7 protein-coding genes are annotated in these 14,152 nt (G+C 74.6%); 2 read left to right on the forward strand and 5 right to left on the reverse strand.

Annotation, left to right across the window (positions count from 1 at the left end; all coding sequences use genetic code 11):
- Positions 1-6: 6 nt before the first annotated feature.
- The 3 genes from WMF14_RS25675 to WMF14_RS25685 form a co-directional block, all read right to left on the reverse strand.
- Complete coding sequence (locus tag WMF14_RS25675) at positions 7-1,707, reverse strand: alpha/beta hydrolase family protein (RefSeq protein WP_437790264.1); 1,701 nt, start codon at positions 1,705-1,707, stop codon at positions 7-9.
- A 498-nt stretch (positions 1,708-2,205) separates the two neighbouring features.
- Positions 2,206-2,892 carry a hypothetical protein gene (locus tag WMF14_RS25680; protein WP_437790266.1) on the reverse strand — a complete coding sequence of 229 codons (687 nt, stop codon included), beginning with the start codon at positions 2,890-2,892 and terminating at the stop codon, positions 2,206-2,208.
- 471 nt (positions 2,893-3,363) lie between these two features.
- Positions 3,364-4,848 carry a serine/threonine-protein kinase gene (locus WMF14_RS25685; RefSeq protein WP_437790268.1) on the reverse strand — a complete coding sequence of 495 codons (1,485 nt, stop codon included), beginning with the start codon at positions 4,846-4,848 and terminating at the stop codon, positions 3,364-3,366.
- A gap of 29 nt (positions 4,849-4,877) precedes the next feature.
- Between WMF14_RS25685 and WMF14_RS25690 the strand changes: the two genes are divergently transcribed.
- On the forward strand, positions 4,878-9,164 hold the full coding sequence (locus tag WMF14_RS25690) for a protein kinase domain-containing protein (RefSeq protein ID WP_437790270.1): 4,287 nt from the start codon (positions 4,878-4,880) through the stop codon (positions 9,162-9,164).
- Positions 9,165-9,207: 43 nt separating this feature from the next.
- Positions 9,208-10,947 (forward strand): hypothetical protein, encoded by a 1,740-nt coding sequence (locus WMF14_RS25695; protein ID WP_437790272.1) that lies wholly within the window; start codon positions 9,208-9,210, stop codon positions 10,945-10,947.
- 15 nt (positions 10,948-10,962) lie between these two features.
- Here the strand turns inward: WMF14_RS25695 and WMF14_RS25700 are convergent, their stop codons facing one another.
- Complete coding sequence (locus WMF14_RS25700) at positions 10,963-12,381, reverse strand: sigma 54-interacting transcriptional regulator (RefSeq protein ID WP_437790273.1); 1,419 nt, start codon at positions 12,379-12,381, stop codon at positions 10,963-10,965.
- Positions 12,382-12,506: 125 nt separating this feature from the next.
- Positions 12,507-13,628 carry a hypothetical protein gene (locus WMF14_RS25705; RefSeq protein WP_437790274.1) on the reverse strand — a complete coding sequence of 374 codons (1,122 nt, stop codon included), beginning with the start codon at positions 13,626-13,628 and terminating at the stop codon, positions 12,507-12,509.
- Positions 13,629-14,152 lie beyond the last annotated feature (524 nt).

A 14,152-nucleotide genomic window follows, 5' to 3' on the forward strand; every position in this document is an offset into this window, starting at 1 on the left:
GGGCCGCTACTTCTTCTCGTTCTTCTCGTGGTTCACCATGTCGAGGAGCTGCCCCGCGACGGCCTCGTCCACCCGGAGCGGCACGACCCCGAAGCTCTCAGCCACCGCGTCCTGCTCGAACAAGAAGCGCCGCAACACCTCGCTCGGATAGTCCTCGAGCGGCAGCGCGTACGCCCCGTACGGCGTGCCGTCGAGCGCCAGCGCGTGGTGCGCCCGCGCGTCGACGCCACGGAAGCTGTGGCACTTGACGCACCCTTGTTCGCCGATCAGCGCCTCGCGCACTCCACCGGTGAGCGAGCGGAACGGCGCGAGCGGATCCTTCTCCACCCAGTGGAAGCTCGCCGCATCGAGCCCGAATGCCGCGTAGGTCTTGTTCCCCAGGTCCGCCGGCAGCGGCGTCCGGAAGTGCAGGAACGCGCCGAGCGGCCGGATCATCATCGGCATCGGCTCCTCGCCCTCGATCCACGAGTAGGCGCGCTTCAGCCGGTAGAAGTCGACGAGGCGGTAGAGATTGTCCTCGTCGTCGATTCCGACCACGATGACCGCCTGCGCCTTCTTCAGCGTCTCGCGCGAGAAATACTGTCGCTCGCCCCGAAGGTTCGAGACCACCAGCCAGTCCCCTTCGCCCACCTCGGACTTCGGCCGCTCGGCCAGGTAGGCGAGCAGATCGATGGCCTGATAGGTCTTGCCGGGCAGGGCGTAGCGCTCGAGCCCCCCCTTGCCCAGAAGGCTGCTTATCGTCTCCCGCAGCGCGGCGTCGACCGGGTAGGTGGTGATGGCCCGGGGATCCTTGCGGAGCTCCGACAGGTCGAGCGGGGGCCGCGCACCCCAGCGGCGGAGCACGCCGAAGGGGTTGTCGATGGGGAGCTCCTTGAGGCCCGAGGCGACGAAGGGGAACACCAGATCGCCGACCATGTCTCCCCTTCCGCCCCAGTGCAAGATGCTGTGCGCGTCGCGCCTGGGGACGACGAAAGTGTCGATGTCGGGCGCGCCCGCATCATGGAGTGCGCGCGCGAAGGGGCGACCGAGACGCACCCAGCCGACGTCGTCCTCGCCGCCGAACAGCATCAAGAACGGCGGCGCGTCGGACCTCGCGTACGTGATGGGCGACGACTCGCTGCGATCTTCGACCGAGCCCGCGAAGAACGCCGCGTCGGGGTGCCCCGCGAGCGCCGCCTCGCCGAGGTCGTACGTGCCGCGCAACAGGATGACCCCATCGACGCGCTTGGGATCCATGCCGGCCCCCTCGAGGAGCCGCCGATCGAGCGCAAGGAGGGACGCCATCGACGCGCCGACGCCGCGACCGGCGAGGATTAGGCGCGTCGGGTTGCGCGCGTCGGTCACCTCTTGCAGGACCCGGGCGACGTCCGCGGCGCACGCGCGCAGCGTGTAGCCCGTGTGGATGTTGAACGAGACGGCGGCGGCGGCGACCCCGTTTCGCTGTAGGGAGTCGCCGACGTTCGCAGCGAAGGAGAGCCGCTCGTCGGGCTGCGAGGGCTCGTTCCCCTGCAAGAGGACGACCAGCGGGCCGCGCTTGCTCGCGCGCGGCGGCGCGTAGAGATCGACGCTGACGTTCGGCCCATCAGGCCCCAGCCGCTGCACCCAGGCGTACGTCACCGTGGCTACGGAGCGGGCCCCAGATCCTGCGCGCCGCCTGAGGAGCTGCGTGCCGAGGACGATGAGCACCGCGAGGAGCCCGACGCCCACCCATTGTCCCGTTCGACCCAGCCATTCTCGCGTCCGACCCAGCCATTCTCGCGATCGAATACCCATCATCGCTCCGCTCTTGAGCCCGACGCTGAGCCCGTCAAGCGGCAGTATCGTCGGTCGCCTCCCGGCGACACAGAGGTGGCCAGCGTGAAAGAACGCGACTTCGAAGGGGACAGTTGTACAAGCTGGGCATCGAGCGCGTGCTCCCCAAGCCCTTCACCATCTCAAGGCCGGCAACAGGGCGGTCTACGTCATTGCTGTGACACGTCGGTCGAGGTGTCGATCGTGAATGTCGCCGGCTGCGCCGCCTTCGACGGAACCCCGGGGCCGTCATGGACTACCTTGGTGATGAAGGCTGCGATGGTCGCGCCACGTCGTCGTCGACGTGTGTTCCCTCGGCCTCGTGGGACGCCGCGGGCGGAACGGCGCGCGGCGGCGATCGGGGTACCCGGTGGAGATGCCCCGGGGCGGCTCGCCGCGACGGCGCTGGCCTCCTCAGGGCTGCAGCGCTCTGCAGTGGATCTCCAGGACCCGGATCTTCCCCTCGACCGTGTCGTACCTGAGGTCCAGCCCCGTCAGCACCTGCTGGGCCGGGCAGCTCAGGGTCACGTTGTTCCCGGCGTATCCGATCGCATAGCTCGTATAGGAAGCCGAGGCGAGGTCGAGGGCCGTATTGGCCGCGTTCCTGGGAGCGTAGTTGATACGCACGTCCTTCACATAGGTGTTGGCGCCGTCCACCTTGAGCCGCAGACCCGTGGGGTAGTTGGCGACCGGGATGACGGCGCTGAGCGCGCCGGCGCGGAAGCCGCCCGGCCACGAGAAGATGGTCTCCGAGTCGATCGCGCCGGTCCGCGGGAGATTCGGCAGCAGGAGGTCGAACTCCCGGCACACGCCGGACATCCTCGCGATGAACTCGTCAGGCTCGGTGAGGGGCTCCTGGAAGGCGGTGAGGTCGGTCAACATGAATCCAGCGCCATCATCGATGTGGCAGTGGATATACTCCCAGGCCGAGAGGTTGGCGTTCAGGCCCGAGTCCCAGCGCACGTTGACCGCGGCGTTGCTGACGGTCCAGGTCTCCGAGAGGGACGGGGCGTCCTCCATGAGCTCAGGGTCGGCCGCCTCGACGGCGCAGCCGGCGGCGAACAGGGCGACGAGGGGGAACGCAGAGCGGACGATGCGCATGACGAGATCTCCTCAGCTCTCTCGAGCTCTCTTGTTGTCGAACCGGAGGCGGCCAGCCACGCGGCGCGCCAGGAGCGGCGCGGCCGCGGCGGCCTCGCGGGGGAGCCCCATCGCAAGCGCCTTGCCAGCGCGCGGCGCTCGCGACCTGGCGTCGCCCGCCGAGGGCCATTCCCACCGATCACCTGAGAGCGACGCGCAAGTGACGCGCTCCTCGCGGCCGTCGCCATGCTGGCGGCAGGACGGCTCCGCGCCGCGCAGGCGGCCTGCCTGCCACAGCGCGGCTGTCCCCTGTCACATCGCCCTGTGACACCCCTGTGGCAGGGGGTGGTGGTCAACTTTGCCCGAGAAAGATCACAGGGAGACGGGGAGATTTACCAAGATTTTTCTCCCTGCCTCCCCGTCTCCCTGTTCAAATTTGACCAGTACCTGGCAGGGGCCGTGTCAGCGCGCGCCCGTATCAGGCCGCGGCGCTCACGGCGCCACCCGGCGCAGCGCACCGCCCTCGCCCCGGAGCGGCGCACGCTCGCTCTCCCCCTCCCCGCCCTCCCCGGCGAGCCCCTCGGCGAACGCGTCGGTCACGAACACGCCCGCCCCGGTCGCGGCGGGCGCCCAGACGCGCAGCGCCTCGGGCTCGGCCGCGTGCAGCGCGAGGCGCGGGAGCACCTCGGGGCTCGCGCCGGCCCGCGCGCCGAGCTCCGCCCAGAGCTCGAGGGCCCAGCCGAGCGCCCGCTCCGGCGCGCGATCGTACGGCGCGGGCAGCGCCGCCAGCAGCGCGTCGGCGCTCTCGACCACGAGCGTCGCCCCGAGCCGGACGAGCGCCGCGCGCGCCGCCTGGACCAGGCGCTCCACGTCGGCGAGCGCCTCGTCGCCGGCGTCGTCCGGCGCCGAGAGCCGGGCCTCGACGAGCAGCGCCGCGCATGGCCCCTCGGGCGCGCGTTGCCGCTGCGCGCACGCGCCCGCGAGGCGAGCGTCGGCCGGCGAGCGCGCCGCGGGCGCCGCGCTCTTTCGGCCCGGCGCGCCGACCGCCCGGCGCAGGGCGGCGAGCAGCTCGGGCACGCCCGCGTACCGGTCCGCCGGCTCCTTGGCGAGGCAGCGGCGCACCACCGCGTCGAACGCCGCCGACACGGGCGCGCGGTCGCTCGGGCAGGGCGGCGGCGAACGCAGGTGCATCTCCTCGGTCTCGACCGCATCGGCGCCCTGGAACGGCAGCTCCCCCGTCACGAGCTGGTAGGCAAGCAGGCCCACCGCGTAGATGTCCGTGCGCGCGTCCACCGCGCCGCCGAGGATCTGCTCCGGGGCCATCGTGAGCGGCGTGCCGAGGATCAGGCTGCTGCTCTTGCCGCCGCGCGCGCGATCGACGTCGCGCGGGCGGAGGAGCTTGGCGATGCCGAAGTCGACGAGCTTCACGCCCGGCGCGTCGGGCCCGCGCTCACCCCGGCAGACCATGACGTTCTGGGCCTTCACGTCGCGGTGCACGACGCCGATCGCGTGCGCGGCGGCGAGCGCGCCGCCGACCTCCTCGAGCAGGGCGGCCGCCTCGGACGGCGAGAAGGCGCCCCGCGCGCGCAGCTCGGCCGCGAGGCTCCGGCCCTCGACCCACTCCATCGCGATGTACGGCCGGCCGTCGTCCAGGGCGCCCACGCCGCGGACCTCGACGATCGCCGGATGCCTGAGCCGCGCGAGCACCTCCGCCTCCCGCTGGAAGCGCCGGAGGATCGCCGGCAGGAGCGACAGGCCGCGGCGGAGGACCTTCAGGGCGACCGGCGCGCCGCCCCCGACCGGGACGGCGCGGTGCACGACGCCGAAGCCGCCCCCGAGCCGCACGTCGTCGAGCACGTAACCACCGACCACCGCGCCGGCAGGGAGCGCGTCGCCGGCGGCGCTCGCCTCGAGCTCCAGCGGTCGGCCCGAGATGACGGCTGTCTCGTCCTGGTTGAGCTCGGCAGGCGGCCGCATGGCACCCTACCCCAGTATACTCGCGCCCCATGCGCTGCTCCGAGTGCCATCGCCGCCTCCCGGGGCGGGCCGGCGCCGCGTGCCCGGCGCACCCCCTGGCCCCATCGCCGGTGACGAGCGCCGACGAGCGCGAGCACGAGGCGCTCGAGCGGGATCCGTCGCCGCCGGTGCCCGGGCTCCGCGTCGAAGGGTTCCGTATCGAGCGGCTGCTCGGGCAAGGGGGGTTCGCGCGCGTCTACGCGGCGACGCGCGCGGGCGACGGCCGCTCCGTGGCGCTCAAGGTGGCGCGCCGGCAGGACGACGGCCGGATCGCGCGCGAGGCGGCGGCGCTCGCCCGCCTCGATCCGCCGCTGGTCCCCGCGCTGCTCGGCCGCGGGCGCTCGGGAGAGCTCGGTCCGTTCCTCGTGCTGGAGCGGCTCGAGGGCTGCTCGCTCGCGCGGCGCCTCGCGGACCTGCCGGGCGCCGGCGCGATGCCGATCGCGCGGGCGTCGGCGATCGTGCGCGCGCTCTCGGCCGCGCTGGACGCGGTGCACGACGCCGGGCTTGTGCACCGCGATCTCAAGCCCGAGAACGTGTGGCTGCGGCCGGGCGGGGAGGTCGCGCTGATCGACTTCGGCCTGGCCGCGCAGGCGCGCGCGGACGGCGATGCGCGCGCGGCGCTCGGCCCCGATCTGACGCAGACCGGGGCGATCCTCGGGACGGCGGCGTACATGGCGCCGGAGCAGTGCCTCGGCGCGCGCGCCGTCGACGCGCGCGCCGACATCTACGCGCTCGGCGCGATGATCTTCGAGCTGCTCACCGGGCGTCCGCCGTTCGTCGGCGAGGCGGCCGAGGTGCGCCAGGCCCACGTGGCCCGCCGCCCCGAACCACCGTCGTCGATCGCGCAGCTGCCGGAGGGCGCCGACGAGGCGGTCCTCCGCTGCCTCGCGAAGGATCCAGAGGCCCGCCCGGCCCGCGCGAGCGACGTGGCGCGCGCTCTCGCGGCGTCGCTCGAAGCGCGCGTCGCCCCGTCCCGAGGGCGCGCGGCATCCTCCGGCGCCCCCGCAGGCCGATCCGACGCGTCATCAGGCCGATCCGACGCGTCCCAAGGCCGATCCGACACTCCCGAAGGTCGATCCGACACGTCCCAAGGCCGATCGGACATGGCCGAGGGCCGCTCCGATACGCCCCAAGGCCGATCGGACATGGCCGAGGGCCGCTCCGACACGCCCCAAGGCCGATCGGACATGGCCAAAGGCCGCTCCGATACGCCCCAAAGCCGATCCGACGCGCCCGCTCCCACCGCCGGACCGCACCGCGCGGTGGCGCTGCTCGCCCTGCGCACGCGGGAGCGCGCGGACGCGCTCGTCGACATCGCCCGGGCCGAAGGCGGCATCCTGGCGCGCTTTCGCGGGGAGCGCATGGTGCTCGCCTTCCCCGCCGCCGAAGCGCCAGGCGACGGCGTGCGCGCGGCGGCGCGGGTGGCCCGGCGCCTCGCCGAGGCCGGCGCAGCGGAGCCGCCCCTCGCGGTCCACCTGGCCCCGCTCCGGGTGCGCGAGGGCACGCACGGCGTCACGCTCGCGGGCGCTGCGCTCGAGAACGCGGAGACCTGGGGGGCCGGCCCGGGCGACGCGGACGCCATGCCGCCGGCGCTCCTCACGGCCGAAGCGCGGCGCGCGCTCGCCGACAGCCCGCACGTTACCCCGCCCCCTCCGCGCGATGTGGCCCCCGAGCTGCGCAACGCGCCCCCCGACGAGCCCGGCGAGACCTCCCTGCGCGGCCGCGATGCGGCGCTCTGCGCGGCCCTCGCCGCCGCGCAGGAGGCGCTCGCCGGCGGAGGGCCGGCGCTCGTCACGGCGCTCGGCGCGGAAGGGCACGGCAAGAGCCGGTTCCTCGCAGCGCTCGCGGCGGCGCTCCACGCCGGCGGCGCGGCCGTGCACGCCGCGGCGGCGCTCCGGCCAGAGGCGGCCGAGCACGGCGCGACGCTCGTCGCGCTCCTGCGCGCGGCCCTGGATCTCCCGGCCAGCGGCGAGCGCGACGCGAATGCCCGGGAGGCGCTCGTCCAGCGGCTCGGCGCGGCGGAGGCCGCGCGCGCCTGGCCAGCCGTCGGGCTCGCCCTTGGGCAGCTCGCCCCAGCGGACCCGGCCGCCGCGCCGCTCCTGGAGGCGCCGGGCGCGCGACGCCACGCCGAGGCGCGCGCGCTCGCGGCCGCCCTCGCGGCCGCCGCGCCGATCGCGCTGCTGCTCGACGACGCCGACCGCGCCGACGCGTCCGCGCTCGACGCGATCGAGCTCGCCACGGCCGAGGGCAGCGCGGCGCGCCTCGCGATCGTGCTCGCCGCGCGGCCCTCGATCGCGTCGCTCCGTCCGGGGCTCGGGGAGCGCGCCGCCCGCCGGGTGACCCTCGACCTAGGCCCGCTCGACGCCGAGGCCGCGGGCGCGCTGCTCCAGGATCACCTCCGCCCCGTCGAGTTCGTCCCCCGCGCCGTGCTCGATCGCCTCCACGCGCTGGCGCGCGGCGTCCCGCGCGACCTGGTGGAGGTGGCGTGCGCCCTGCGCGTCGGCGGCGCGATCCAGCGCGCCCGGGGCGGCGAGGGCTGGACGCTCGCTCCGGACGAGCTGCTCTCCCTGTCGGCCGCGCCGCTCGGCGAGCGCCTCGCCGCGCGCGCGCTCGCGGCCCTGCCGCCGCCGCTCGTCGACTTGCTCGAGCGCGCGGCGATCCTCGGCGACGACCTCTCCCCGGCCGAGCTCGAGGCCGCCCTGCGCGCGCTGGATCGCGCCGCCGACGCGCGGCCGGCCGGCGCCGGCGCCGGCGCCGGCGCGCTGGACCCCGGCGTCGGCCTGGCGCGCCTCGCCCGGGCCGGCGTGCTCGTCGCGCTCCCGGCGTCGCCGCCGCGCTACGCCTTCCGGCACCCGCTCCTGCGCGAGGCCGTCGAGGCGCGCATCCCGCCCGCCCGCCGCCGCGCGCTGCACGCCGCCGTCCTCCAGGGCCTCCTCGGCGCGCCGCGCGCCGCCGGGGCGCGCGCCCGGATCGCGCGGCACGCGGCCGCCGCGGGAGACCCTGCCGCGGCGGCGGCGGCGCACGCCGAGCTCGCGGACGAGGCGCTCGCCCGGCACGACGTCGTCGAGGCCGAGCAGCGCTTCACCGCGGCCCTGCGCCTCGTCGGCCTCCTCGAGCGCGACGACCCCGAGGCCCGGGGCCGCGCGCTCGCGGGCCGAGGCCGGGCGCGCTACCGCCTGCAGCGCTTCGAGGAGTCGCTCGCCGATCTGCGCGCGGCCTGCGCGCTGGCCGAGGCCGCGGGCGACAGGGCCCGCGCGGCCGAGCTCCTCCTCGAGGAGGCGACAGCGCTCGACTGGCTCGAGGACTTCCCCGCCTCCGCGGCGATCGCGGCGCGCGCCGCCGAGCTGTGCGCCGGCCTCGGCGACGCGCGGCTCGACGCGCGCAGCCTGCTCGCGGGCGGCCGCTCGGACTGCCGCGACCAGCGCGTCGACGAGGGGATCCCCAAGCTGGAGCGGGCCGCCCGCGGCGCGCTCGCCGTCGGCGACCACGAGGCGCACGTCATCGCCCGGCTGGTGCTCGTCGCGTCGCTCTCGGTGGCCCGCCGGCTCGACGAGGCCGAGCGCCACGCCGAGGCCGTCGTCGAGGCCTGCCTGCGCGCCGGAGACGCCTTCCACCTGTGCACCGCGTACATCAACCGCGTCTTCATGTGGGTGAAGCGGCGGGAGGAAGGGCGCGCTGTCGCGGACCAGCGGGAGGCCGTCCGCCTCGCCCGCGAGCTCGGCCACGCCCAGCTCGAGCGCTGGGCCACGCTGAACCTGGCGGAGCTGCGGTACTGGCTGGGCGCGCCCGACGAGGCCCTCCCGCTCGCGCGCCGCAGCCTCGAGCTCCAGCGGCGGTATTTCAACAAGCGCCCTTCGCCGGACGATGTCCTCCTCCTCGCCCGGATCCACATCGCCCGCGGCGAGCACGACGAGGCGGCCCGCCACCTGGCCGAGGCCCGCGCGAGCCTCCCCGAACCCAACCTCACCCCCTGCGCCCGGACGCTGGCACGCCTGGTGCAGCAGGCCCTGGACGACCGGGCAGCCGGTCGGTTCGACGCTGCGGCATGGCGCGCGCTCGTGGAGGAGGCGCGGCATACCGCGATCCTTCACGAGCACGCCGAGGCGCTGCACAGCGCGGCCCTCTCGGCCCTCCGGGCGGGCGCCGCCGGCGAGGCGCTGGCGTTCGTGCGGGACGCAAGGGCGAACTCGGCGGGCTTCTGGGAGCAGCGGTTCGACGAGATCGAGCGCGCGCTCCTCCCGCCGGGCCTCTCGCCTGGATCGAGCGGCGAAGCGTGAACCGATGATCCGGCTCGCCAGGACGAGAAAGGAACCCGATCGCGTGATGATCTCCCGGATCCCTGGGCTGCTTGTGTTCTGTCTCGGGCTCTCTTGCGCCGGCGCGGGCTGCGCCGGCGCTGGCGACGACGCCTCGCCGCTCGACGGGCCGCCGCAAGCGGCGCCGGCGGGGAGCGGCAGCTCGTCGAGCGCGTCGGCCGCCGGGCCGGCCAGCGGCGGGTCGGCCAGCGGCGGGTCGGCCAGCACCAGCGCTGCGGTGGCGGCGTTCGCGGACGCGGTGCAGGGCGTCTGGGGCAACGGCCTCTCCGCCGAGGCGCTCACCCGCAACGCGCTGATCACGAACCCGCGTGCCAACCCCGTCATGGTGTCCGTCCCGCTCGCGACCGACAGCTACGCCGACGCAGGCCCCTATCCCGTGCTCCAACGCCAGCTCCGCCACGAGCCCACGCGCGAGGTGATGGGCTATCTCGTCGCCTGCGCCCTCGAGGTGGGCCAGAGCGTGTCGTACACCGACACGTCGACAGGCGAGGAATTCACGTTCGACGGCAAGATCGGTATCTGCCCGGCCTGGGCCGCGGGCCCGGTGGGGGTGAAGTGCCAGCAGCTCGTCTCGGCGTGCATGCTCTCGCTCGTGAACGCCATGGGCCGCTCGATCACCGTCTCGATGCGGGGCCAGGCCTTCCCGGAGCACCGGCCGGGGCTCCTCACGCCGGCGCCCTCCGTCCGCGTGGTGACGGGCACGGAGGACGGGGACACCATTCCGAGCTTCAGGCGGTGCAGGATCGATTCCCAGGGCGCGTCGCGCAGCTGTGGATGGACGGCCGAGCACGTGGGCTCCTGCACCCCGGGATCGACCGTGTTCATCGCGACCGGCGAGGCGCCCTTGACCGACTGCGCCGACGACGCAGCGAGCGCCGTCGGGCTGCCCGCCAGCGATACGGTGCTTCGCGTCTGCAGCGGTATCCGCGGCTGCGACGCCGGCTCACCCGATCGAATCGACTCGAGCGAGGTGCGCTGCGGCAGGCGCACCGAGCCCGCGCTCCGCTTCGTCTGCCCTTCCAGCGCCTACTTCAGCCTCATGAGCGGCCCGCGGACGAGCGGCCGCGCCGGCCTCCCCGCGCCGGCCGGGAGCGGCGCCGCGGCGCTCCAGAAGAACCGGCAGTTCAGCGTGGGGAGCCGCCCGCGACCGAGCCCCCCGCCGCCGCCCGGCGCCATCTCCGTTGTCGAGGCGACGTTCCGCGCCGCGGTGTATCCGGCGGCGGAGGCCGACGTCTTCGGCTGGCGCGAGGGCGCGTTCTACGGGAATCTCTGGGGCAATGAGCCCCTCCATCCCCGTCTCAAGGTGGGGATGAACGAGGTGAAAGAGAACGGCGAATTCAACCCTGCTCCGACCCCCGAGGAGTTCTCCGGGCAGGCCATCTATCGGCACGCCTTCGCCTGCACGGGTGAATACTGGACCGATCACGCCGCGTACGTGGCGGAACGCCTCTGCGCGGGCGCCGAGGGCGAGATGGACTGCGTCGCGACCTCGGTCGGCGCCTGCGGCGAATCGTACGCTGTCACGAGCTGTCCGCCGCTCCACCAATGCTCCGTCGACGACGGGGGGCTCGTGGACGGCGACAGGGACTTCCAGCAGTGCGATGGAGGCGGGGGCACATGGCCCCACCCGATCACGGTGTTCCTCAACCACCCGTCGGATGTCGTCCGGAACTCTCCGTTCTCCCCGTTCGCGCCGTTGTTGCCCGGCGGCGTGTTGTCCGGCGATGCGGCGCTCTGTCCCTGAGCGGCGGCCGCGCGCTCACCCGTCCCTGTAGTCGCCTGGCTCGATGCCATAGCGCGCGATCCACCGGTGGATCTGCGTCCTCCCCTTGCCCATCGCCCGCGCCACCGCGCTGACGTTCCCGCGGTGCTCGCGGAAGAGGCGGATCAGCGCCTCCCGCCGGCGGTCCTCCTCGTCGGAGCGCTGCGGCTCGCCGGGCTGGGGGGCCTCGGGCGCGGGGCCGCCGCGCGGGAGGACCGCGGGCGGCGGCAGGTGATCGAGCTCCACCCGGCCACCGCCCGCGAGCACGATCGCGGTCGCCAGGCACTTCTCCAGCTCGCGGACGTTGAGCCGCCACTCGCGCAGGAGGAGCGCGCGCGCCGCCTCGCAGCCGAGCGAGATCGACGCGGCCCGGTCCGGGGCGGCGCGGCGGAGCAGCGCGGCGATGAGCAGGCCGAGGTCCTCCCGGCGCCTGCGCAGGGGGGGCAGCTCGAGCACGAAGCCCGAGAGGCGCGCGAAGAGATCGCCCCGGAAGTCGCCGCGCTCCACCATCGCCGGGAGGTCCCTGTGCGTGGCCACGACCACGCGGAGGTCGACCTTCACGGGGCGCGTCGCGCCCACCGCGACGACCTCCGACTCCTGCAGCACGCGCAGGAACGCGGTCTGCGACGCCGCGGGCAGGTCGCCGATCTCGTCGAGGAAGAGCGTGCCGCGGTCGGCCGCGCGGATGAGCCCGGGCCGGTCCTCGGCCGCGCCGGAGAAGGCGCCCTTCTTGTGGCCGAACAGCTCGGACTCGATGAGGCTCTCGGGCAGCGCGCCGCAGTTGATGGCGACGAACGGGCCGGGCCGCCCCGAGAGCGCGTGGACGGCGCGCGCGACGACCTCCTTGCCGGTGCCGCTCTCGCCCTGGAGGACGACGGGGATGGGCGCGGGCGCGACGGCCCGGAGGGAGGCGAAGCGCTCGGACAGCTCGGGTGAGAAGGTGGCGAGGCCGAACGGCTGATCCGCCCCCTGGGTCGCGCCGCCCGCCGGCTCGTCGGGCGCGGCGGCCTCGCGGAACAGGAAGAACGTGTGCCCGAGCTCGATCAGGTCCCCTTCGGCCAGGAGCGCGCTCCGCTGCGGCACGCCGTTCACGAACGTGCCGTTCGTCGAGCCGAGATCCTCCAGCCGGAGCCGGCCGCCCTCGCGCGTGATCCGCGCGTGCCGCGACGACACCCAGCCGTCCTCGAGGCGCACGTCGAGGATCGTCCGATCGCCCTCGATCCGCCGGCCGATCGAGCGCACAGGGCCCCGCCCGAACCCGACCTCGTCGACGCCGTCGAGCGGAAGCCGCGCGGGCGGATCCATCGGCCGCTGGCACTGCAGGACGAGGAAGAGGAGCGGCCGCGGCGCGTGGCCAGCGTCGGCGCGCCGCCGGGTGCGGACCAGCGTCGTCGGATCCTCCCGCGCGGCGCTCATCCCTCTTCCCCTCTCCGCCCCCGGGCGGACGCGCGCGAAGGAGGCGCCGGGATGTCGAGCTGGGCCTTCATGCTGCGGGCGTACGATCTATCACGCCCGCCGACCTCGAGCGCGTCGCGCGGCGATCAGCGGTAGGGCCCGCGCGGCTCGGGCGCCGCGAGCGCGGAGACGATCGCGATCGCGCGCTCGATCCGCTCGCGCCCCGTCTCGAGGTGGCCGAAGACCAGCGTGACCGCGGCGTCATCGCCCGTGACCGACGCCGGGCGGAGCGCGGCGATCTCGCGCCGCAGCTCGTCGCCGAGGCGCTGAGCCACCCGGTCGGGCGCTTCCGCCAGGAGCTCGTAGGCCCGCAGCAGCGCGTCGTCGCCGGACGGATCGAGCGCGCCCCGGGGCCGCCCGCGCCCGGGCCGGCGCCTCAGGCTGAATCGTTCCGAGGGCGACGCGGCGCGGGCCGCGCGGACGCGGGTGCCGAACGCGCCCTTCCCCCCTACCCGGCCGAACTCGACGGTGAAGAGCCTCCCGCGGTGCTCGAGCTCGATGGTCATCCCGCCCTCGGACGAGGCGGTGCCCGCGCCGGACAGGAGGCGCCCGCCGAGCCCCTGCGAGAGCGCCCGCAGCTCCTTGGCGAGCGCGCGGCCGCGGTCCGCGACGAGCGCGGCGGCGCGGATGGCGCTCGCGAGCTTCTCGGCGTCGTCCTCCAGCCCGGCGCGGATGGCGGTGAGCCGGTGCGACTCGAGCGTGAGCTGGTAGCCGGCGGCCGCGCGGAGCGCGTCGCGCAGCGGCGGCGTGAGCCACCAGCGCGCGAGCGCCGGGATGCTGGCCCTGACGACGAAGGCGCCGTCCAGCGCCGGATCGCCGACGTCCACCCGCCGCGCCCGGAAGGGCCCGCCGCTCGACCTGCGGAGCCGCTGCTCGTGGACGCGGAGCCTGAGGCCCGACGGGTTCCGCGCCGTGCCGGTGATGCGGGTGTGGTACCGCGCGACGGACACGTCGTCGTGATCGATGTCGTGGTCGACGAGGAGCGAGACGGTCTCGCACACCACGGAGATCTGCATTCGGGGATCTCCCCATGGATCCGGCCCTGACTTGAACTTGCCGCCGACCAGGTCCGCGGCGCGCTGCCAGATCGGACGGGCGAGCCGCCAGCGGGCCTCGGCGGCCCGCCTCGCCCGATGTCGCGCCTCCCCGAAGCCCCCCGCGAGCCCCGTGATTCCCAGGAGGATCATCAGGGCAACGATCGGCTCCATCCTCCGCGATCCTACCCTCCCGCCGCGGGCGCGCCCATGCGTGGCGGCGAGCACAGCCGCCGACAGCGCGGCTGTCTCCCACCGGAGCGCGCGGCGCAGCTAGCGCTTGTTGGGGGAGAGGGAAGCCCGATGTAGGAGGAAGAGGAAGTCCAGTGTGGGACAAGGAGGTCCAGTGTAGAGAGGAAGCGGAGAGTCCAACCCCTTCGGAGATGTCAAGTCCCAACTGCGAGAGTTGCCCTGGGCTGACAGAATATTCTGCCATGCAATCCGGCCTCTCTGAAAAAGCGACACCGTATCGACAACTTACCCATGAATCGACGGGGCCGCCTTCACTCAACAGCCTTCTTGGATTGACATCCTGGTTGTGAGCGTTCACATTGAGGCCCGTCGGTATTCTTTTGCTTCGCTTCGGAAGGGCGGTCATGCGCACCGAGACCATCGTCAGCCGATCTCGGCATCGGCTGGGTTCGCTCGGCCATCGTGGTGGTGAGCCCGCGAACGTCGCGGTCGCGCCTCAGCAGCGC

Origin of the sequence: Sorangium sp. So ce693 (assembly GCF_051521375.1) — a bacterium.
Lineage (GTDB): Bacteria > Myxococcota_A > Polyangia > Polyangiales > Polyangiaceae > Sorangium > Sorangium atrum.

Coding starts and splice junctions, on each gene's coding strand:
- WMF14_RS25680 (WP_437790266.1), bottom strand. CDS start 2,892: ATGCGCATCGTCCGCTCTGCGTTCCCCCTCGTCGCCCTGTTCGCCGCC.
- WMF14_RS25685 (WP_437790268.1), bottom strand. CDS start 4,848: ATGCGGCCGCCTGCCGAGCTCAACCAGGACGAGACAGCCGTCATCTCG.
- WMF14_RS25690 (WP_437790270.1), top strand. CDS start 4,878: ATGCGCTGCTCCGAGTGCCATCGCCGCCTCCCGGGGCGGGCCGGCGCC.
- WMF14_RS25700 (WP_437790273.1), bottom strand. CDS start 12,381: ATGAGCGCCGCGCGGGAGGATCCGACGACGCTGGTCCGCACCCGGCGG.
- WMF14_RS25705 (WP_437790274.1), bottom strand. CDS start 13,628: ATGGAGCCGATCGTTGCCCTGATGATCCTCCTGGGAATCACGGGGCTC.